The sequence below is a fragment of the Bacillus sp. HMF5848 genome (genome assembly GCF_003944835.1).
Taxonomy (GTDB): domain Bacteria; phylum Bacillota; class Bacilli; order Bacillales; family HMF5848; genus HMF5848.
Window position 1 is genome coordinate 3,425,659 of record NZ_RWIV01000001.1, and the last position, 22,025, is coordinate 3,447,683.

General features: G+C 35.1%; 16 protein-coding genes. 2 read left to right on the forward strand and 14 right to left on the reverse strand.

The features are described from left to right. Window positions 1-48 precede the first annotated feature (48 nt). The 3 genes from EJF36_RS16470 to EJF36_RS16480 form a co-directional block, all read right to left on the reverse strand. A complete protein-coding gene (locus EJF36_RS16470) occupies window positions 49-2,133 on the reverse strand; it encodes a sensor domain-containing protein (protein ID WP_125907338.1) in 2,085 nt (694 codons plus the stop codon). 219 nt (window positions 2,134-2,352) lie between these two features. Continuing rightward, window positions 2,353-3,123, reverse strand: coding sequence for a DUF3891 family protein (locus EJF36_RS16475; protein ID WP_185806940.1), 771 nt, complete (start codon window positions 3,121-3,123; stop codon window positions 2,353-2,355). Window positions 3,124-3,258: 135 nt separating this feature from the next. Next, window positions 3,259-3,489, reverse strand: coding sequence for a glutaredoxin family protein (locus EJF36_RS16480; RefSeq protein WP_125907340.1), 231 nt, complete (start codon window positions 3,487-3,489; stop codon window positions 3,259-3,261). A gap of 173 nt (window positions 3,490-3,662) precedes the next feature. On the opposite strand from EJF36_RS16480, the gene EJF36_RS16485 reads away from it, so the two are divergent. Next, window positions 3,663-4,313 (forward strand): SIMPL domain-containing protein, encoded by a 651-nt coding sequence (locus EJF36_RS16485; RefSeq protein WP_125907341.1) that lies wholly within the window; start codon window positions 3,663-3,665, stop codon window positions 4,311-4,313. 181 nt (window positions 4,314-4,494) lie between these two features. Here the strand turns inward: EJF36_RS16485 and EJF36_RS16490 are convergent, their stop codons facing one another. The 4 genes from EJF36_RS16490 to manA all read right to left on the reverse strand — a co-directional run bounded on the left by EJF36_RS16490 (window position 4,495) and on the right by manA (window position 8,012). Next, window positions 4,495-4,659, reverse strand: a complete 165-nt coding sequence (locus EJF36_RS16490) for an aspartyl-phosphate phosphatase Spo0E family protein (protein ID WP_125907342.1) — start codon at window positions 4,657-4,659, stop codon at window positions 4,495-4,497. A 291-nt stretch (window positions 4,660-4,950) separates the two neighbouring features. Then, window positions 4,951-5,949: an alpha/beta fold hydrolase gene (locus EJF36_RS16495; RefSeq protein WP_395940599.1), complete on the reverse strand. Its 999-nt coding sequence runs from the start codon at window positions 5,947-5,949 to the stop codon at window positions 4,951-4,953. A gap of 120 nt (window positions 5,950-6,069) precedes the next feature. Next, a complete protein-coding gene (locus EJF36_RS16500) occupies window positions 6,070-6,960 on the reverse strand; it encodes an ROK family protein (RefSeq protein WP_125907344.1) in 891 nt (296 codons plus the stop codon). A gap of 116 nt (window positions 6,961-7,076) precedes the next feature. Then, window positions 7,077-8,012, reverse strand: coding sequence for a mannose-6-phosphate isomerase, class I (gene manA, locus EJF36_RS16505; protein ID WP_395940643.1), 936 nt, complete (start codon window positions 8,010-8,012; stop codon window positions 7,077-7,079). Between the two features lie 732 nt (window positions 8,013-8,744). Between manA and EJF36_RS16510 the strand changes: the two genes are divergently transcribed. Then, window positions 8,745-13,622, forward strand: a complete 4,878-nt coding sequence (locus tag EJF36_RS16510; protein ID WP_185806941.1) for a glycosyl hydrolase — start codon at window positions 8,745-8,747, stop codon at window positions 13,620-13,622. Between the two features lie 351 nt (window positions 13,623-13,973). Here EJF36_RS16510 and EJF36_RS16515 read toward each other — a convergent pair whose 3' ends face one another. The 7 genes from EJF36_RS16515 to EJF36_RS16545 all read right to left on the reverse strand — a co-directional run bounded on the left by EJF36_RS16515 (window position 13,974) and on the right by EJF36_RS16545 (window position 21,980). After that, a complete protein-coding gene (locus tag EJF36_RS16515; protein WP_125907347.1) occupies window positions 13,974-14,903 on the reverse strand; it encodes a glycoside hydrolase family 113 in 930 nt (309 codons plus the stop codon). A gap of 400 nt (window positions 14,904-15,303) precedes the next feature. After that, on the reverse strand, window positions 15,304-16,326 hold the full coding sequence (locus tag EJF36_RS16520) for a glycoside hydrolase family 130 protein (RefSeq protein WP_125907348.1): 1,023 nt from the start codon (window positions 16,324-16,326) through the stop codon (window positions 15,304-15,306). 224 nt (window positions 16,327-16,550) lie between these two features. Next, window positions 16,551-17,381, reverse strand: coding sequence for a carbohydrate ABC transporter permease (locus EJF36_RS16525; RefSeq protein WP_125907349.1), 831 nt, complete (start codon window positions 17,379-17,381; stop codon window positions 16,551-16,553). Between the two features lie 2 nt (window positions 17,382-17,383). Next, entirely contained in the window at window positions 17,384-18,268 is an 885-nt protein-coding gene (locus tag EJF36_RS16530) for a carbohydrate ABC transporter permease (protein ID WP_125907350.1), read from the reverse strand. Between the two features lie 87 nt (window positions 18,269-18,355). Beyond that, window positions 18,356-19,717: an ABC transporter substrate-binding protein gene (locus EJF36_RS16535; protein ID WP_125907351.1), complete on the reverse strand. Its 1,362-nt coding sequence runs from the start codon at window positions 19,715-19,717 to the stop codon at window positions 18,356-18,358. Window positions 19,718-20,324: 607 nt separating this feature from the next. Beyond that, complete coding sequence (locus EJF36_RS16540; RefSeq protein ID WP_125907352.1) at window positions 20,325-20,912, reverse strand: YesL family protein; 588 nt, start codon at window positions 20,910-20,912, stop codon at window positions 20,325-20,327. Window positions 20,913-20,975: 63 nt separating this feature from the next. After that, window positions 20,976-21,980, reverse strand: a complete 1,005-nt coding sequence (locus EJF36_RS16545) for a LacI family DNA-binding transcriptional regulator (RefSeq protein WP_125907353.1) — start codon at window positions 21,978-21,980, stop codon at window positions 20,976-20,978. Window positions 21,981-22,025: the final 45 nt, after the last annotated feature.

The following is a 22,025-nucleotide window of genomic DNA, read 5'->3' on the forward strand; positions in this document are numbered from 1 at the left end:
GATTAATAAGCTCAAATAAAAAAACGCACATAAATCATGAAGTGCGCTCTAATCTTTAAAACCAAATAATTTTTCAATTGTATCGACTGGAGTAGGCTTACTGAAATAATAACCCTGCATTTCACCACAACCAATTTCTTTTAAAAACAACCACTGATTTTCCTCTTCGACTCCCTCTGCAATAACATTCATATTTAAGCTTTGAGCCATTGACACAATTGCCTTGCATATTGATCTGTTATAGTTTTTTTGGTTTAGTCCTCTGACAAACGATTGATCTATTTTCACAGTATGAATGGGAAACTTTTTTAAGTAGCTTAACGATGAATAGCCTGTACCAAAATCATCGAGAAAAATATCAATACCTAAATTACGTATCTCATTTAGTTGCTTCATCATATTAGATACATTTGTCATAGCAACACTTTCTGTAATTTCAAACTTAATTGATTCGGGACTTACTGTATTGGTTTTTAATATAGTTTTCAAAGTATTAAGGAAGTACTCTTCGCTTAACTGCCTTCCTGAAATGTTAACCGAGACATAAAACTCTGGTAATCCAATCTGTCTCCATGTGTTAAGGTGCTCAACAACTTTCTGCAATACCCAATAACCTACTTTGATAATTTGCCCTGATTCCTCTGCAATATGGATGAACTCAGCAGGTGAGATCTTTCCTAACTTTGTGTGGTTCCAACGAAGCAACGCTTCTAGCCCAATAATATTATTATCAAAAATGTTTACAATCGGCTGATATTCCAGGTAGAGCTCATTTTTATCTATTGCCTTATGAAGACTTTGCTCAATATTCATTTTTCGAGTTAGTCCATCCGTTAAACCGGTTTGATAGACTTGATACGTATTTTTTCCTTTTTCTTTGGCTAAATACATCGCTTGATCAGCACGTACAATTAATCCATCTAGATTTGTTGAATGATCAGGATATATACTTATCCCGATACTTGTTGTAATCGTATACGTATTGTTGTTCAAATGGATTGGCTCCGTAATGATAGGTAGAAGCTTCTCCGCAAAGCTACAGAGTTCGCTGTATACTCTTACATGACATAAAACAATGGCAAATTCATCTCCACCCTGTCTCGTCACTGTCGCATGAACATTTTCTCCTTCGATAAATTGTACTAATCGTTTCGAGATAATTTTTAGAAACTCATCTCCTACGTTATGCCCTAACGTATCATTAATAAACTTAAACCTGTCTAGGTCAAGATACATAATACCGACCAATTCATTATGCTTTTCGGCATACTTTATTGCTTCAAGTACTTTTTCATTAAACCTTCTTCTATTAGGTAACTCTGTTAAAGGGTCATGATAAGCCATGAATTGTAATTGCTTTTCTACTTCTTTTTGATCGGTCATGTCTTTAATAACGCCATCTAAACGTATTAACTCATTTGACTCATAATTAAACACAGGCACAATATAATCAGATACCCATATGACATGTCCATCTTTATGTAAAGCCCGATATTCAATATTTACTGTCTTGCCCATTAATAATTCTTGGTGACAGCCTTCTATGATTGGTTTATCTTCTGGATGAATCGTGTTTTCCCATAATTGAGCATTTTGTAAAAATTCTTCTTGTTTGTAACCAAAAATATCTTCACAAGCAGGTGATATTTGAAAAACCCGCATTGTTTTAACATCAATTGACCATAAACAAATATCTATGCTATCAAATATATTTTGTAATTGATTACGAGAAAATGTTAGCTCTGCTAACATACTATTCCTTTCAGTCATATCTTTGGCAATACCAATTATTCCTTGAACGACACCGTTTTTTATAATAGGCACAGCTGTTACACTAATACATATATGAACGCCGTCTTTTCTAATAATAGTAGTCTCAAAACTTCTTCTATCACCTGAAATTACTTTAGGAAACATTGCATTAATTACTTTGGCCTCATCATTCTTCATTAATGATGTAAAATGTTCTCCCTTGACCTCATCTTGAGTATATCCCGTTAACTGAACTGCTGATTCATTAAAAAGCGTAAAGCGACCAGCTAAATCCAATGCATAACTGGCATCTGGATTATTTTTAAATAGAGAAATATACGTTTCTATATGTGTATCTATCTCAGATAGATGATTTGTCATCCCAATCAACCCTTAAGTTTTTGTTTACTTAATTATAATATCGACATTATATCTAACTTCTTTAATACATACGGTACGCATTTTCAAAGTATATACATTGTTAAACTTACTAACATCAACAACAAAAAAACTGCCATACTTTTATGACAGCTTGGTAGTTCTAAGGACTTATCAATAACCTTTTTAGTTATTAGTGAATTATATGCGCTTTATATACTTTTACCTTCTGATACACACTTGTCGATATGAGTAAGGTGTCTCGCGATACGCTAATAAAATGCCCTTTTCTAACACCTCACTTTTTCTTACTATCTTAATCGGCAGAGAGACTTCAAATTCTTCTTTAAAAGGGAATGGAGTTAAAATAATTATTTCTCTGTTCAGCCATTGTGCATTTATAGTCTGATTTTCTAGTGTCTTAAACTCTTGCTTAAATCCATTTCTAAACCATGGGAACACGTCTTGTTTTGAAACACCTGGCTCTTGAATACTTATAAATAAAGACATATCATCGCAAAATTGAAGTAATTTATAATGAAAGCTCAACTCATCTCTTTTTTGTGACGTATGAAGTTTGAGATGCTCAATGATCTTTTTTTGCCTCTTTTGTTCCGTTTCAACAAATTGAGTTATTCTTTCGCCATCATGCATACCTTTAAAAAATGATGAGTAGTGCAAACTACATAGCAATGCTGCATAAGCACTTTTTTCTTGTACTTCATCTATTCCTTTTTTATAAAAGATAAGCTTTATTGAAAGTGGAAAATCCTGAAAGGTATAAGGCATTTGCTTTGTATCATGCCATAGTGGTGAAGCGTCTACTTCAATCCACCCTCTGTCGTGCTCCGAAATAGCAAAGATTACATCAGTTTTGTTAGCTATTCCTTCAAACAATTGATCGTCCCAATGTTTAGCGATATCCCCTGACACTAAGGCATGCAAGTGCTGCTCTGTCATGACATACGAGGTGTCGGTTTCATACAGTATCATACTTTTCCTCCCCCTTGCTAATTCTTCTTTAGTTATATTATATAACATATTAGGTGACAAAATTTCGGAAAAGAAATACTCCACAAAAAAACGCGCTATATTGGCGCGTTTAAAGTTAACCTATAACTTCAATCTTTAATTTAAAAAACTTGTTATTGTCTCTGGATCATATCCAATGACCCATTTACCATTTATTTCAGTTTGAGGTACTCCCATTTGACCTGTTGTTTGCATTAACTTTTGAATGTACTCTGGCTTTCTTTCTAAGTTAACCTCTTCAAACGCAATATTTTGTGATGCTAAATAATTCTTTAACATAACACAATAAGGACAGCGAGTAGTTGTGTATACTTTTACACTATTCATGATATATCCCTCCACTTATATTCTTTCATTATACCCCTACCCGTATAATAACTTTTATAGCTTTTTATGTCAACAATATTGCCTTCACTTTATAAAAATAGGCGCAATATAGCCAAATAACGCATACCTTATCACATAGTGACTTAAAAAGTAAAGGAGAGGAGAGGATATACATGCAATACTACAGATTTCAATCCCCTCAAAACATAAACGAGCGTAAAGAAATACGCACGATTCAAGTGCAAGGTGAAGGAACTATATATGCGGCTCCAAATGAAGCAACCATTGTACTTGGAGTAGAAACGGAGAATATAAGTTTACAGACAGCACAGACAGAAAATGCGGCTTTAATGAATAAAGTTCTACAAGCTTTACAATCAATCGGAATCACTCAAGAACAAGTACAAACGATAGATTTTCGAATCAACCCACAATATGACTTTGAGGATGGTAAGCAACAATTTCGCGGGTATAAAGTAACTCATATTGTTCAAATTCGAACTTCTCAGTTAACTCGTGTGGGCCACATAGTAGATACAGCGGTTCAAAACGGAGCAAATATTGTCCGTGATGTTTCCTTCTCTATCACTGATTCTACAAACCTATATCAATATGCTCTCAAAAAGGCACTTGAGCAAGCTACTGTCAAAGCTACCACCATTGCTAATTTTTACGGTGTACCTTTATCAAATACACCCACTGTTGTAAAAGAAGAATATGAACAAGGAGCTGCTCCCATACCAAGAGCTTTCGCACAAGCAGAAGCAACGCCGATTCAGCCTGGGCAAATTGGTATTACAGCTAGAGTATTGGTGGAGTATTGATACTAAAAAGAAAAGCGAGAAAGGTGCAGCCATTCTCGCTTTCAAAAATTCTTACATTATATCACTTACATGCTAATATCTATATCTATATTGAACTTTTGGACTTTAAAATTTAGTCCTTTTGCATATAGGAGCTATTAATCTATCACAATAATATAAAAAATGTCACAGTATATTTTTCTTAAAAATCATATCTTTTCTTCATTTTGTAATTAATTAATTTATCTAAATACCGACTAAATTTTAGCGTTTTTCTTGATGTTAACCCTTCCCTAAGACCAGTTTCAATTAATCTTTCACGGGCTTTTCTAATCTCCGCTTCTAAATGACTACAAGTTTTTTTCATAGATTACACCAACGCCCCTTCCTTAATAGGTATTTAGAACTACTATTTATGTTTATTATGACAAAAGAACTATACAATAGTCAAATTTTACGATAAGACATTATATTTTTTGAAAAAATGGCTATGTTTAGAAGGAGTCGACTAACAAAAGATTTTAAGGAAGGAATGATTACAAAGATATTTTGAGGTGTGGATTAGACGGTAATATAACAACCTACATTAACGTCTAATCTAATACCTTTAGTAATTTTTGAGGGAACATCTTATACACTTAGTAGATGTCAATTTAAATTACAAGGTTAACAACCTTTGTAAACAAACATCTACTATATTCGGTAAATTTTCATGACCATATTCATGGTATAGTAGTAGTTCTTTTTCGGATACTATCTTATTAAAAGTAGCGAATTGAGTGGAAGGTGGACACACTTCGTCTGTTAGGCCTGTTACCCAATGCACGCTAGCTTGGATACGTTCTGCTAGATGTTGAATATCTATGTATCCTAGCTTAGTAAAAATTTCATTTTCTCTTTCATGTAATGGATCAAACATTCGGAAGTAGTCTGCGATTTCTGCATACGCTGACAGGTTGATATCCATCTCCCACGCACGTTTATAATCACTTAAAAAAGGATAAATAGCTATAGCTTTCTTTACTTTAGGTTCAAGGGCCGCACAGGCTGTTGCTAAAGCACCACCTTGTGACCACCCCATCACGCCAATGCGGTCTTCATTCACACCGTCCATCGACATGAGGATTTGCACCGTTTGAACTGTATCGAGAAACACTTGTCGATAATACATATTGGCAGAGTTCGGATCATCAATACCACGAATAATATGCCCACGTAATGTCGGTCCTTTTACCGGTACTATGTCCTCTGACAACCCACCTTGTCCGCGACAATCTAACGCCAGAACAGTAAATCCTTGTGCTGCATAAGCAATTTTATCAAACCAATCTCCGCTATTCATTGAGTAACCATGAAACATCGCCAACCCAGGTCCAGGTGTGCTTTGACTTTTTGGTTTTACGAACTTACAGTGTATCCTTGCTCCACCCACCCCTATAAAATAAAGGTGATAACAATCAGCCACATTGTTTTGTATGCTTGCTGGGATTAACTCATATTGCATTGATAGATTCTCTAAATCTAGTAAAGCTCTAGTCCAATATTCATCGAAATCCATAGGTTTTGGATTAATACCTTGATATTTTTTTAAATCGGTTATTGGCATATCAATATACAATGTTTTAGCCTCCTTGATAGTGTGACCAATGTTAAGCATACGACTACCGTAGTGTTCTTCTTTCTGGATCCTTAAAGGAAATATATTAAAATGTTTTCTATCACATTACGTAATTATACTGCAATACCTTTCGAAAGTTAGCATAATCCGTTTAACATATTACGGTACTAACATAGCTGCTCCAACCACACCAGCATGACCTCCAAGAGCAGCAGGCTTAATCTGTATAGACCTTGCGAGCTCAGGGAATACAAACTCTTTTACTTTTTGTCTTAGTGGTTCGAGAATCCATTTCTCAGATTTCATTACACCTCCACCAAGAACAAAGACAGCAGGATTGACAGTGTGAGCAATATTGGCAATCCCCATAGCTAGATGCGATACTGCTTCTTCAATAATGTTTTGAGCTAATTCATTCCCTTCGTCAGCAAGTGAAAACACTTGCTTAGCCCCTCCACTCATATGTAACCTTTCAGCCGCTACTCTGCCAATAGCTGTCCCGCTTGAATAACTTTCAAAAGAGCCCTTATTCAAATTAGAATGCTTATAGCCGTTTGGATTCAAAATCATGTTGCCTATTTCGCCCGCATAGCCTTGCGCACCATTGAAAATTTGCTTATTGATAACAAATCCTCCACCAATACCCGTGCTTACCGTGATATAGTACACACTTTCATAGTCTCTTCCACTACCAATTCTCGCTTCAGCAAGGGCAGCAACATTCGCATCGTTATTTAAATAAACAGGTACGTTAAAATGGTTAGCAATCAAATTCACAATAGGAACCTTTTCCCACCCAGGTAAGTTAGGAGGACTTAAAATCACCCCTGTTTTATAATCGAGAGGGCCAGGGGCGCCAATTCCAATTCCTTTAATTGTCTGATTAACAATTAGCTTTTCAGCTAGCTTAATCATTTTATCAATGACATATGTATACCCTTTATGCGCTTCTGTTTCCTCTTGAATCATAGTTATTATTTTTCCAGATTGGTCTACAAGCGCTGCTCTAACATGAGTGCCACCCAAATCTATTCCAACTGATAAACTCACAGTTACACATCCTTTCCCTTACAAAAAACTTAAACTAAAGCGTTTGCATTTTTATTGTAAAAAAAGTACATCTAGCGTATTAAGATGTACTTCATAAGTTCAATCCTTGCCCTAGACTATATATGGGATACAATTAACTTAACATTACCTTCAATAGTGTACTGCTCATAGCCGCTAGGAATGATAAAATGTTGACCTTTGTCTATAGCTACACCATCAATCTTTCCTGTCCCTTCAAGAACACTCACAAGCACAAACGGATGAGAGTTTCTAAATAACTGCTTGCCTGAGATCTCTGTTTTATATACCGTAAAGTACTTACTTTCAACGAGTCTTGTAACCTCTGCCTGTTCCATTGTATGTACTTTATAGCTGTTACTATAGTCTTCATGAGGCACGGTACTAACTGCTATACTTTTCTCGATATGTAGCTCTCTCGGTTTTCCGTCTTGTAAGCGATCGTAATCATACACACGATATGTAACATCACTCGATTGCTGTGTTTCTAAAATCATCGTTCCTTTTCCGATCGCATGAATAGTACCAGCTGGAATAAAGAAAAAATCCCCTGGCTTTATTTTCACTTTCCGAAGCAATTGCTGCCAATTGCCGCTTGCAATCATATCTGTCATCTCTTCTTTTGACTTAGCATGATGACCAATTATTAGTTCCGCATCTTCTTCACAGTCAATAATATACCAGCATTCTGTTTTACCTAGCTCACCGTTTTCAAATTCTTTAGCATAGTCGTCACCTGGATGCACTTGGACACTTAAATCGTCTTTAGCATCTAGAATTTTTGTAAGCAACGGGAAGCGGTCTCCACTGATGTTTCCGAATAACTCACGATGATTTTCCCAAAGCCAGCTAAGAGTTTTACCCTCGTATGTCCCGTTGGAAATTTGACAATCGCCGTTCGCATGTGCACTTATTGCCCAGCACTCCCCTGTTTGTTCACTGGGTATATCATATCCAAAGTGGTCTCGTAAGCGTGTACCACCCCAAATTCGCTCTTGAAATTTCGGCTGTAAAAATAATATTTCACTCATTATTAATAGTCACTCCTTTAAATATACCTCTATATTTTATCGCAACTTTATAAAAAAAGATTGTGTTTATATAGCATTTTTGAAAAGAATTAACATTTAGTCTCACTATCACAATGACTAAAATATTAATGAATTACAATCATCAATTATGTTTTTTGTTGCGTGTAAAACTCGAGAACCTATTCACGGCGGCGTAATATTCTAATTCATTGTAATAAACTGAACTTAAACACCAGTACCCAAACTTTCAGCTGATTGTCAAAGAAGATAAATGGTTGTCTCTGCATTACAATTACTCACATTTAATAATTCTCATGAATTACTATCAACGATTTGACACATCTGTTCTGATAAGTTTTTCTGCTCATTTGCTCCACTAGTATGGGTATCTAGTTAATATCAATATACACATAACTTTAACGATTAAGTATATAACACTAAAAAATTAAAGTTATTCCAATTTTATTTTTCGGAAAATTGTAATTGAACATACATGAAATATTCGATATAATCACTAATAAATAAGATTTTTAATTTAACTTAACGTTAACTTTAATATATTATAAAAGTATATTATTAGTAAACAATAAAATTTATCACCTTATATTTGAAAACGCTTACTGATTTAGTTATTATTGAATATTTTCTAGACAACTACACTACTAACTTCAAGGATTCTACTCAAAAAAATCTATGAAATATTCTTCAATAAAAAAATTAAAAAGGAGGCAATTTATGAATGCGTCATTAAAAAAACGTATTTTTGTGTGGACGTTAATACTCGTTATTATGATTGGGCTACTCCCACGTTATGGCCTACAGGCTGTATCTGCTTCAGAAAGCGAAGAAGTTCTCAGCATTGATTTTGAGAGTGTCTATGATACCGAAGGGTGGTTAGCCGATTCAGACACTGGATTCTTTGCAGAAGTTCCAGTCACTCACAACGCAGCAGCTGGTGCGTTAGAACTTGGAGTTAAATACACTGGTGGAGGCTGGGAGGAAGCTCGTTTTAAAAAAGAGCTAGATGGAATCGATGCAAATGCCCTTGAGTATGACTTATACATTCCTAAAGAAACATGGGACGATGGTTCTTTGTATATCCAAAACATTGCAAAGTTAGGATCTGGTTGGACATGGACTGAACTTTCAATTGATGAGATACCAGCAAGTGATAAAGAATCAATGCCGACCGAGGAAATAAATGGGACCACTTATGTGAAACTGCAAAAGGTGGATGAAGCCATTTCTGGAGTTCTTCAGGAATTGTACATTCGAATAGCTGGAAAGAATACTACGTTTACTGACTCTATTTTAATAGATAATATGAAGTTATTAAATAAAGCTTCTGATCATAATAATACGAGTGATGAACTAACCTTTACTTTCAACTCTGACCTAGAAGGATGGCAGGAAGGTTGGGAGTCAGATGCTACATTAAATTCATTCACGCATAGTACTGATGTTGGCTCTGGAGCAATTAAGGTAGATGTTACATTTGACGAAACGAAGGGCTGGTCCGCTTATTCTTTTAAAAAGATAGTTGGCCCAGATTTTTCTTTTGATAACTTCGAAAGTATTAGTTATGAAATTTTTGTACCAAAAGCGCAGTGGTCAAAAGGAATTCTAAAAGTTCAAACCGGCTTAAATAATGATTGGCAAGAATTAAAAATTAATGAATTTGATATTAATAGCTTAGACGTTGAAGCAGGAACAGAGTATGTAAAACTCGAATTATCAGTTCCTTTAGATTTAGGATTAAGTAATCAAGAATTAGTAATAGGATTAGCAGGAGTAAATAGTGACTATAGCGGTCCTATTTATATTGATAATTATTCTTTGGTGAAACGTCAGTCATCGTCTAATCCTGGTAATGCTACAAATGAGTTAGCTATCTATACATTTGATAGTGACATCGCCGGATGGTCAAATGCAGGAACATGGCAAGCGAAATTTGGTAGTCTAGCTATAGAACATAGTAACGACCTTGGTGACGGAGCATTAAAAATTAATGCTGTATTATCGGGGGATAATACTTGGGAAGAGTTAAAGATTAAAAATAACGTTCCCGAAATAAGCCAAGCAACGAAAGTATCTTTTGATTTATATATTGACTTATCAATAAGCGATTTAGATAGTGTTCAAGAAAAAGAGATTAAACCATATATAATTATCCAAGATTCAGATGGGAATTTTATTAAAATTGGCGAGGGACTCAATAATAAGACACTGTCTGCACTTGAAACCATTACTTTAAACGGTAAAGAATACGGAAAGGTAACAGTTGAAAACGTTATCTTGCCAACAGAGGCAGAAAACAAAACAGAATTATGGATATGCTTTGTATCAGATAGTATCCCATATACAGGCCCTATTTATATTGATAATGTAAAGATTTTAAATGCGCCATTAGGTGGTGGAGATCAAGAAGAGCTTGTTGATCCGAATAACAATCAACCAATAATCCCTACAGATAATTTCGATCTTAGTGATGTTAATCTTGTAGATTCTAATGCAACAGCTGAAACGAAATCACTATTTGCATACTTAAAAAACACAAGAAAAGAGTACACGTTATTCGGACAGCAACATGCAACAAGTCGTGGTGTGACAATTAGCACGCAGGATGGTACACAGTCAGATATTTATAACAATGTTGGTGCTTTTCCTGCAATCTACGGATGGGATATCGACGGCCTTTGGAATCCAGGCGAATCCGGACCCGGGGAAACGATAGAAGAACGAGCTGCCATCATGGATGATTGGATTACAAAAGCATATGACCGCGGTGGCATTGTTACATTAAGTGCCCATATGCAAAATTTCGTTACGGGCGGAGCGTATTATGATACAACAGGTAATGTTGTAAAGCGCATCCTACCCGGTGGTGACCATCATGCTGAATACAATGCTTATTTAGATGAAGTTGCTGCATTTGCAAATGGATTACAAGGTTCAGATGGGAAGGATATACCTATTTTATTTAGACCGTTTCACGAAAATAACGGAAGCTGGTTTTGGTGGGGTGCCATCCATTGCACAAAGGATGACTATATTAATCTATTTAGATATACAGTTGAATACTTAAGAGACCAAAAAGGAGTAGACAATTTCTTGTACGTGTATTCTCCGAATGGTCCATTTAAAACAAAAGAGCAATATTTAGATCGATATCCAGGTGATGATTATATTGATGTCATTGGATATGATCAATATCACGATAGACCTAGCGAAGGTGATGGTGTCATCGATGCAATGGTGAACAACGCTAGAATTGTGGTAGAGATTGCAAAGGATAAAGGAAAGATACCTACTTTTTCAGAGGTTGGTATAAGATGGAATGGAAGTAAAGGCTTAAGTAATTCAAATAATGCCATTCCGGATTGGTTTACAAGATTCCATGAAAAGTTAATGGCTGATGAAACAGCAAAGCAAATCGCCTATACGATGCATTGGGCAAACTGGGGACTAGATCAATATTTCATTCCTTTTAAAGGCCATCCTGTTCTCGGAAACCATGAAATGATAAATAACTTCATTGAGTTTTATAACAGCGATACGTCCGTTTTCGGTGACCGTCTTGCTGGAGTATATGATTTAGCGGTTAATACTTCTTCAGAAGAGCCATTTATGTATATTGTAACACCAAGTAACCGACAAGAAATTAGCGGAACTACGAAAATTAGAGCAAAAATCGCTAACTACGATAAGGAGATTTCAAAAGTTGTATACTCTACTCCTGCTACAACAGAAGAGGAAATGAAACTTGAAGGAAACTATTACACAGCTGATTGGACACCAAAAGCAGCTGTTAATGGACAAGAAATTAACTTAACAGTAAAAGTTGTGTATGTTGATGGAACAGCTGATGATCAGACAGTAAATGTGAATGTGTTTGCAGAGATTCCATTAAAGGAAGTCACATTTAATAGTGGTATAGAAGGCGCAACTTTCGATGGTGTATACGCAGCTGCAGGGTCTGTAGAGGGGGCGGTAAAGCATGAATCCTCCATAGGATCAGGCGCATTAGCTATTGATGTTCATGTTGCAGATGATGGCGATAATACCAACTGGACCTATCAAAAAGCGGCGGTAAAACTACCTGGAATTAATAATATGGTTAATATGTCAGAAGTTAATAAAATCAAATTTGACATTATATTACCGGAATTAACAGATTTACAAATTCCTAAGGTTTTCGGTCCAGTTGTAGGTCTTTCCACTCCAGCTAGCTACAAGAAGCTTGGCGAAGGTTTAACAGACTTTGGTTATTCCGAAATGGACATAAAAGATGGATACGCCAAAAAGACAATTGAGATTATATTTACAGAAGAACCCACTGCAACAGATATGGTTATTGAATTTGTTACTAAGGATTGGAATTACGAAGGACCAATCTACATTGACAACATTCAATTCATTAACCGTGTAGAAAAGCCAGTTGCTGATCCTTCGCTAGTAGATGACTTCGAAGGGTATGATGGCGATTCTAGCTTCGTTAATGATTCATATTTAAAACATGGTGAGCAACCAACCATCTCATTAGTTCAAGAACCCAAAAATAGTGGCAATTACGCAATGCGTTATGATTACACACTAGCACCAACAAATTATACAGGTATCGGTAAAGGTATGAATGACGTCGATTGGAGTCCATATAATGCGGTACAATTTTGGATTCAACCGGATGGGACTGGTCAAAAGGTTGTTGTTCAAATAAATGCGAGTGGTATTCCATTTGAAGCGTATCCAGATATTTCGGATACAACAGCAAGGATTGAAACAATTCCATTTAGCGAGTTTAAACCAGCTCCATGGTATAGCGATAGCACAAAAGTACTTAATCATGAGACTGCCTCTGACATTCAATCATTTAACATTTATGTAAATGAAGTAAATAATGTACTGACAGAAAGTGTGTTATACTTCGATGACATCAAAGCTGTAATCATGCCGGATGAAGGAGGACACCCTGTTTTAACTTATGATTCCGCTACTATTGATGCAGATGAAAAGATTGTCAGACTAACATTTTCTAGTGAATTAGATCCTGAACAAGATCTAAACAATATTAAAGAAAATATTACGTATTCTACTAATGGCATAGACTTCTTACCGTTAGATGATAATGATCTACTCTCTGTAGATGGAAGCGCATTAATTATTACTTTTAGTGAAAAACTATCTGGTGAAACTCGAATTATTAAATTTGATGGCACATCTGAAGCACCTTTAAAAGCGAAAGATGGCAGTATGCTCTCTACTTCTTTCACTACTGAAGAAATTAAAGTAGTCGATGAATGCTTTATCGCAACTGCTGCATACGGGACAAAGTATACTCCTGCAGTAAGTGCACTTAGAAAGTTTAGGGATGAGTTCCTATTAACCAATACAATCGGAAGAAAATTTGTGAATTTTTATTATAATAACTCACCATCTATCGCTGCAAATATTACAGATAGTGAATTTTTGAAAAGCTTGATACGAATAGCGTTATTACCAGTTGTCGGGATGGCTTATATGATGCTAAACCCAATTGCAACGGGTTCTTTTCTAGCATCTTTACTACTTATCGGATTTTGGTTTGTCCGTCGATTAAAAATTAAGAAAGCATAACAAATAAATAAGCTTATGGCTATGTAGATAAAATTAGATTAAGGCCATCCTCTATGGATGACCTTATCTATATACTTGCGTACTCTCTTCATATGTGTCTCCTCTTACACCAAAGTAACACTCCACCTTCGGCTCCGTTCCATACGGACGCAAACAACACCATGATCCACTCCAGATAACATTTCTGAACATTTGATTTTGACAAGTCGATAGAAAAATAACTATTTGTAGTTACATCGTTTCAAATACTGACTAATAATCTTCAATAGCTTTTACGTGGCAATCTCCAAATCCAACAGGCGGCAGAATAATATTCCTGTCATATTTATTTCTCAATTAAATTCCAAGAAGTTATTTTAGCGTATAAAATTGCTTAATAATTTTTTCAGAAGGCTTTTCAAACACACCATAACCGCTATCCAATACAGCCTTCTCTTTGTCGTATAAGTTAGCACTCCAATCCCATAGACCAAAGCCGCTAATCCACTCTTTTACACTCGTTTTCATAAACATTTCTTTATAATACTCTTCTTGCTCTTGTAGATTTGCATTACCAATAAGACTCCAATCATTAGGCACAAGTGATGACCCTGTTCGACTTGGACATCCAGCTTCAGCAAAAAAGAACGGCTTGTTATATGGTTTAATTATTCCTTCAATTCTATCTAACTGAGCGTCCCAATCATCAATCGGATAATAGCCGCTTGAAGAAATGACATCAACAGCATCCCACCATTTTACATGTCCCTCTTGATATTTATCTGTATTATACGTAATAAGGCCCTTATAAACTGATCTCACATCGTCAATTAACTTGCGCCATTCTCTCTCTCTACGCTCCGTCTGTACCATTTCGCAGCCTACGATAAACATTTCGCAATTCATTCTTTCAGCAATTCTTGCATAGTGCAGCTGGTAAGCTGTATAATTCCTAAACCAATCACGCCATCTTGGTTCGCACGGGACATCTATATCAAAAAAATTAATATGAGCTCTCCACGTTCCATCCTTCACATTGACTGTAGGCTTTATTATTACTTTTAAATCGAGCGAACGGGCATATTCTATCATCCCAACCAATTCATCGTCATCTACCATATGCGAATCTGTATAGTCTATTTTCGTCGAATGTGCTGTATCTTGTAAGGCTGCTAAAGCAAAAATCACATAATTACTATTTGTCCGTTCTTTAAGTAGCTTAAGAGATTGTTTCGCCTCTATCTTTTCAAAATCTCCTTTTCTCGCTAACCACCCAAATGTAAAACCTTTAATATATTCCAATATATTCGTCTCCTTACGTAAGCAAATTTTTATTTTAGTCATTTTTATTGGCGTAAATTTTGAGGTCATAAAAACCTCTCACTTACTCATCAGCTCATCGCATGTTTCCATAACTGCTAACTTACCTTTCTCAAAAAATAAGCATATGATATGAAAGAAATGAAACGTCACCCAAAATAGAAGCTCCATCAAGCGTTGCAGGGTGGTCTAATAACGGCTCAACTACTTTCGGCAAAAGGGGTCCCCCTTTCTTCTCATAAACAAAAAAGCCCTTTTTCCTATACATTCGCCATGCCCCCTTCACGGATATATGGTACTTCCATACTTAGGGGGTGAAGCGTCGAAAGGATTAGGGCGCTTAAATTATTGAACTTTTATACATACACACATTCGTTTGTGTTTACATTTTACCTTCTTCAGCATCATCACCCACAACTTCATGAGTGTTAATCACGTAATTAACAATTTCATCTACAGTCGTATACGCTACACCTACATACGTATCTGCTGCACCATAGTAGATTGCAATCCTACCAGTTTCCGCATCATGTAACGTCGCGCATGGGAAAATAACATTATCTACAAATCCTTTTTCCTCGTACCATTTTTCTGGAGTTAACACAAAGTTTTCAGAACGGTACTTTACTTTTGATGGTTCTTCCAAATCTAAGATAACAACTCCCATGCTATATACGTATCCATTACATGTTCCAGTTACACCATGATAGAACATAAGCCATCCTTCAGAAGTTTCAATCGGTGCTGGACCACCACCAATTTTTAGTGATTGCCACCACCCTTGACCACCCTTACTCATTACATGACGATGTTTCCCCCAATAGACCAGATCAGGACTTTCACTAACAAAGATATCACCAAAAGGTGTATGTCCACTATCACTTGGTCGTGATAACAACATAAAGTTGTTATTGATTTTCCTTGGAAAAAATACACCATTTCTATTAAAAGGTAGAAATGGATTTTCAATACGAACAAAATGTTTAAAATCTGTTGTTTTTGCGATACCTAGTGCTGCTCCATAAAAATCAGTACACCAGATGATATAATATGTGTCTTCCACTTTTACTAAACGCGGATCATACGCATAGCGAGGTTGATATGGGTTGCCAGTTTCATCGACAAACTGAATACGCTCTTCTTCGATATTCCAGTTAAGAGCGTCCTCACTAAAGCCTAAATGCAGGTGAGGGCGTCCATTTACTGTCTCGGCGCGGAACACACCAATAAACTTTCCTTCGTAAGGTACAACCGCACTATTAAAAATTCTTGAAATTCCTCTTACAGGATTTCGGTCAATAATTGGATTTTCAGAATGTCTCCAAACAGGCCCCACACTATTAGTTGGTTTTTCCTGCCAAGGTATATTTGGTAACGCCTCTCCAATGATATTTACATGTTTCATGTTATTAACTCCTTTCAAGAGCTTTAAGTTGGATAATTCTATTTGCTATATCTTCGAATTCTGCTAGATTATTTTTCAAAAAAGTTTTGTCGCCTCACAATAATAAAACTTGTCATTCTCTTCCACTAAATCTCTTTGTATTTGAATGTCTTCTTTATATACATCGAATGATATGATATCGATTCCACCTGTATAATCTCATCACACCATTTCGTTCGTTGGCACTATTTAACAGACCCTGCAATACCGTTATAAATATGTTTTTGTAATGATAGGAATACCGCTAAAGTTGGGATAATAGCTATAATAATTCCCGCACTGATAACTTCCCATTCAGAACCATACGGTCCCTTAAATTTAAATAATGCTGTAGATATAACTTGAAGTTCTGTCTTTGGCATATATAAAAACGGAATGTAAAAATCGTTATAAATATTTACACCTTTAATAATGAATACAGTAACGATAGCTGGTTTTAGCAACGGTAAAATGATTTTTCTGTAAATTGTGAAATACGATGCACCATCAAGCATGGCTGATTCATCTAATGATTTTGAAATCGTGTCTAGGAACTGAAGAAAAATATAAACAGAAATTATATCCGTACCCATAAAAAGTAAAATAGCAGCCCATTTTGTATTAAAAGCCCCTAACGCACTGATAATTTGAAAAGTAGCAACTTGTGTAGTAACTGCAGGTATAAGTGTTGCTAGCAAGAATGCTCCCATAAGAATCTTACTTCCTTTAAAATCAAAGCGACTTAACACATACGCAATCATCGTTCCGAATATCACAGCTCCGGTAATGGAGATTAGAAGAATAATTGTTGTATTTATAAAACCTGTCAACATGTTACCTTCAAAAAATGCTCGGCTATAGTTCTCGAAATTGAGCCAGCTACTAGGAGGCACTAAAGGTCCGGTGTTAGCATATTCTTCTGATGTTTTAAATGATGCAAAGAGAACAACTACAATAGGAACTAATGCTGTTAAAACACCTAGAAGCAAGGTTGCATACTTACATACTTTTATAAAATACTGTTTTAGTTGATACACTTCTAGGCCTCCTTATTTGATAAAAATTTCTTTTGAATAACTGTTACAATTACGACAATAAACAGAAGAACAACAGCCATCGCAGAACCAAGCCCAACTTTACTGTACTTAAATGCTGTATCTACCGTCTGAATGACAAATGTTTTACTGCCGTTGTTACCTGATGTCATGATATAAGGAATTTCAAAAGCACTGATTGCTCCACTAATAGCTAGAATGATATTTAGTTCTACAATTCTTCTAATGCTTGGTAAAATGATAAAGCGGAACTGGTGCCATCTATTTGCTCCATCTATTTCAGCTGCTTCATAAATTTCATGTGGAATAGATTGTATAGCTCCTAAGAAAATAATGAAATTAAAACCCATATATCTCCATACAGATGTACCTGCTAATGAGATATTAATAATATCTGGGTTTCCTAGCCACAATTGAACATATTCACCAAGCCCTAGAAAAGCAAGGATACTATCTAATGTTCCATCTGGCCTGAAAAAGTATAAAAAGATAAACCCAATTGCAACACCATTTAATAAATACGGGAAAAATAACGTCCCTTTAAAGAAGTTACTATATTTCACCTTAAAGCTTAAAATCGTTGCGAAATATAATGCGATTCCCATTTGTACAAAAGTTGCCAAAAAGTAATATAAACTCACCTTAAAAACCGAGAAATATTCGGGCCTTGTAAAAATAGTAACGTAATTTTCAAACCAAATAAATTCTGATTCCTTACTATAGCCATTCCAATTCGTAAAACTATATTGAAACATATTAAATACAGGTAAATAAGAGAAAGTTATAAGCAGCACGACAGGAATGAAGGAAAATAGAGTAATGATTAATATTCTTTGTGACTTGTAGTTAAGGTTAGAGAGTTTAAACATGAGTTGATACCTCACTTCGAATGTAAACATTTTTATAAGATGAGGGAAGAAGCACTGGTGCTTTCCCTCATCTTATTATGAGCAAAATTAGTTACCTACAACTTTCGCTCTTGCTTCCTTCCATCTTGCATTTAAATCATTCATAATGTCGTCATATGATTCGTCTCTATTACCAATTCCAGCTTCGATAATACGCGCTTTGAAGTCTGCAGCCCACAACCCTATCTCACCTTGCTTATCAATTTCATCAACTAAACCGTCTTGACCCTCTTTAGGAGGAGCATTCGAAATAAGTTCTACACCCATTTCTTCAAACGCACTTAAAGTTTCTGGCATTGGTGCACCTTTAATAGGTGAAATTCCACCTTGGTCAACAGCATAGTTGGATTCATTAATAAACCAATATAACCAAGCTTCTGCAGCGTCTTTATTTTTAGAGTTCAGATTAATACCAATTTTATAATCTCCACCGCTTGCAGCGTACACTTTACCATCTTTGTTACTTGGGAATGGCATATAACCAATATCTGAAGGATTATCAGCTAAAGCCTGCACTTGTGAAATAGCCCAAGAACCTAATACCATTGAAGCAATCTCACCTTTTGCTAACATAGCTTTTGAAGATTCCCAATCTGTAGTTAAAGGATCCCTTTCAATTAAGCCTTCTTTTGCTAAATCATACATTAATTTATATACAACATAATGAGGTCTACCAGGTGAGAACGGATCATCCATATTTGGCATTTGTACATTCACATAATCAGGTTCTCCGGCAACCGATAAACGGTTAGGCTCCCATTGCGTTAAAGGCCATCCCGCCGCATAGTTTGTATAATATGGTATAGCATCTGTATTCTCTTTAATTTTTTTCATTGCATCAAGAAACGCTTCTGGTGATAATAGCGATTCCGTAATACCCGCTTCTTCAAACACTCGTTTATTGTATACAATTCCTTCTGCATTTACAGTAATTGGAATGCCGTAAGTTGTATTATTTAAAGCCTTTTCATCAACAAATAAATATTTTTCACTCAACTCATCAACTGTTCCTAACGGTTCAAAGAAATTAGGAACTTCTGTTACTGGAAGTTCATTTGGAATTAATAAAACATCTCCATAATCTTTTGTATTTAAACGAATTTTAACTTGACCTTCATAATCTGTAATTGCTTCAAAACTCACTTTTACATCAGGGTATTTCTCGTTAAACTTAGCAGCGTAGTCTTTAAAGACAGTATCAACAATATCTGTTCTATTTGTTAATACAGTAATCTCTCCTGAAACCGAGTTTTCTTCACTTGCTGCATTATCTGTTGTGTTGCTATTTTCTTCTGTAGCATTTGAGTTATCAGTAGTGCTAGTATTTTCCTCTTTAGCTCCACACCCTACAAACATTGTTAGAATTAATACAACCGATAAAAACAATAATGCCATTCTACTTTTCTTCATAGATTTTCGAACCCCTCTCTAGTAAATTAAGTTAACGTTAAGCTTACAATATAATTTTATGATGTTACCGCTTTCTTGTCAACGTTTTTTAAGTAAATATATTTGATTAATTCTCAAAAACCTCTGTTTAGTTATATAGTAAGCGTGTACATTTATTAAGGTAATTTAGTAAACTATTTTTCAATAATTGTTAGTTAACCATAAAAAAACAGCAAGAATCCAGCTGTATCCTTGCTGTTCCAGTACTTATAATCTAGATTTTTCTTAATAAAATATAAATCAGTATTTTACAATAAAGTTATCGTTAAGTTTACTGTTGATTTCTCAATTTCGATTTCTACATGCTTTTTTAGCTTCTCCATTCATTTCTTTTAGTAATACAGACATTTTATATAATCACTTTCGTTAACTTTGTTCGGTCCTACCCTGGGTTTGGAATTATCTAAAACTTGCATTTCAATAAACCAATCTGGGTATTGCAGGTTATTCTGATGCATAAGAGCCAGTGATCGAAAAGAAAACAATTACCTCAAGCTAATCCACCTTACTAATCAATTAAATAATTAAAACATTATGTTTTTTATAATGTCGCATATCTTCACTCATCCTAAACACTCTTCACTCTCGTAAATATTAGATTTGTCCCAAGGCCGAATAAAAATGGTCCAAATATAACAAAAAAGGCAAAGTTATATGTTGCTGTAAAGTACATAATGATAATTAAGGTTAATACTGCTAACGATAGGTGAATATATTTAATAGATGAAAAAAAAGAGAGTAGGATTATCCCCTTCCAATTCTTGTTTTTGAATTGCAGGAAATACACACTATAAAGTAACAATAATACAGTAAGAGCTAGAATATATAAAAGAACTAAGGTTATAGCTAACGAGTACGAGCTGCTCCATTTATTCACAAAAAACAAAGCCGTATATATTAAAATAAAGCTAATGGAGAAGAGAAACGATGACATTCTCTCTGAAGCAAGTGCTTCATAGTTCTTCTTATATAAAGCTTTTATATCATCTTCTTCATCTACACCTTCTAAAATATTTTTAAGTGTTACCAATAGTGCATTAGCAGAAGGAATCACTGCATAAATGACAAGGCCTTTTAGCAAATACAACCAGAAAAAAAAGCTGACTTTGAAAAATTTATATAAATATTGAAAGAAGATATTTAACTTGCTGTTCATATCTTAGTGACCTCCCTTTATCGCTTAGTAAATAGAAAAACAAGGCGGGCAACCCTACCTTGTTTAAATTTTCCGTACGGAGTCTCTTATTATAATTCTACCTTTTACTAATACTCTGCCGTAGCTTTTATTTTTATTTTTAATTTTCTCTATAATAAATTTAACCGCTGTGTTTGCCATCTCTTCAATATCAACCTCAACAGTTGTTAATTGAGGCTCTGTGATTGTAGCGTATATATCGTTATCAAAACCAACGACGGACACATCATTTGGAACAGCGTATCCTAATTTTTTAAGCTTATTGATCAGATTATGAGCTACTTGGTCACAATTACATACGAAAGCAGTAGGGAGCTTATCTGGAAGTTCGATATCAATGTACTTACCTCGTTCATCTCTATCATTTAAGACCAATTCATCACGAAGGATCATTCTGTGCTCTAATAGAGATTTATAGTAACCTAAGAAGCGGTCTTGAATACTACTTGTTGAATAAAGATTTCCCACATATGCAATATCTTTGTGTCCATTTCTTATCAAGTAGTTAGTCATTTCATACGCACCATAAAAGTTATCTGTTATAACTGAATCAACATCAGCGTGTTCATCATAAAAATCTAAAAATAGTTTAGGCATTTCTACTTGTTGTATTTTTTCAATGTACCCTTTACTTGTTTGTCCAAGAATAATAAGACCATCTACTCTTTTTTCATAATAAATACGGGGTAAATTGACATGTTCTTCATCCTCGTTGTCTAGGATATGCAATATTCCATAATAGCCGTATGTCTCAAGAACTCTTGTGATGTATTGATACATTTTTAAATAAAAAGATTGACTTTCTCCTGTGAATCTTTCTGGAATGATTACACCTATATTGTAAGAAAAACCTTCTCTCATAGATTTTGCAGCTGCATTATAACGATATCCCATTTCTTCTGCTAGTTGCTTAATCTTTTCTTTTAATTCTTCACTTACACCATCTTTATCATTTAAAGCCTTAGAAACAGTAACACTACTAACTCCAAGCTTGTCAGCAATATCCCGCATTGTTACATTACTTTTCATAGATTCCACCTCTAAAATGTCGATAAAAGCTCTACTTATAAACAT

Bases quoted from the DNA above. Each gene is read 5' to 3' on its own strand.
- EJF36_RS16480 (WP_125907340.1), bottom strand. From the start codon at position 3,489: ATGAATAGTGTAAAAGTATACACAACTACTCGCTGTCCTTATTGTGTT.
- EJF36_RS16545 (WP_125907353.1), bottom strand. From the start codon at position 21,980: ATGAAAAGTAATGTAACAATGCGGGATATTGCTGACAAGCTTGGAGTT.
- EJF36_RS16520 (WP_125907348.1), bottom strand. From the start codon at position 16,326: ATGAAACATGTAAATATCATTGGAGAGGCGTTACCAAATATACCTTGG.
- EJF36_RS16540 (WP_125907352.1), bottom strand. From the start codon at position 20,912: ATGAACAGCAAGTTAAATATCTTCTTTCAATATTTATATAAATTTTTC.
- EJF36_RS16470 (WP_125907338.1), bottom strand. From the start codon at position 2,133: ATGACAAATCATCTATCTGAGATAGATACACATATAGAAACGTATATT.
- EJF36_RS16530 (WP_125907350.1), bottom strand. From the start codon at position 18,268: ATGTTTAAACTCTCTAACCTTAACTACAAGTCACAAAGAATATTAATC.
- EJF36_RS16490 (WP_125907342.1), bottom strand. From the start codon at position 4,659: ATGAAAAAAACTTGTAGTCATTTAGAAGCGGAGATTAGAAAAGCCCGT.
- EJF36_RS16485 (WP_125907341.1), top strand. From the start codon at position 3,663: ATGCAATACTACAGATTTCAATCCCCTCAAAACATAAACGAGCGTAAA.
- EJF36_RS16495 (WP_395940599.1), bottom strand. From the start codon at position 5,949: ATGCTTAACATTGGTCACACTATCAAGGAGGCTAAAACATTGTATATT.
- EJF36_RS16510 (WP_185806941.1), top strand. From the start codon at position 8,745: ATGAATGCGTCATTAAAAAAACGTATTTTTGTGTGGACGTTAATACTC.
- EJF36_RS16475 (WP_185806940.1), bottom strand. From the start codon at position 3,123: ATGATACTGTATGAAACCGACACCTCGTATGTCATGACAGAGCAGCAC.
- EJF36_RS16535 (WP_125907351.1), bottom strand. From the start codon at position 19,717: ATGAAGAAAAGTAGAATGGCATTATTGTTTTTATCGGTTGTATTAATT.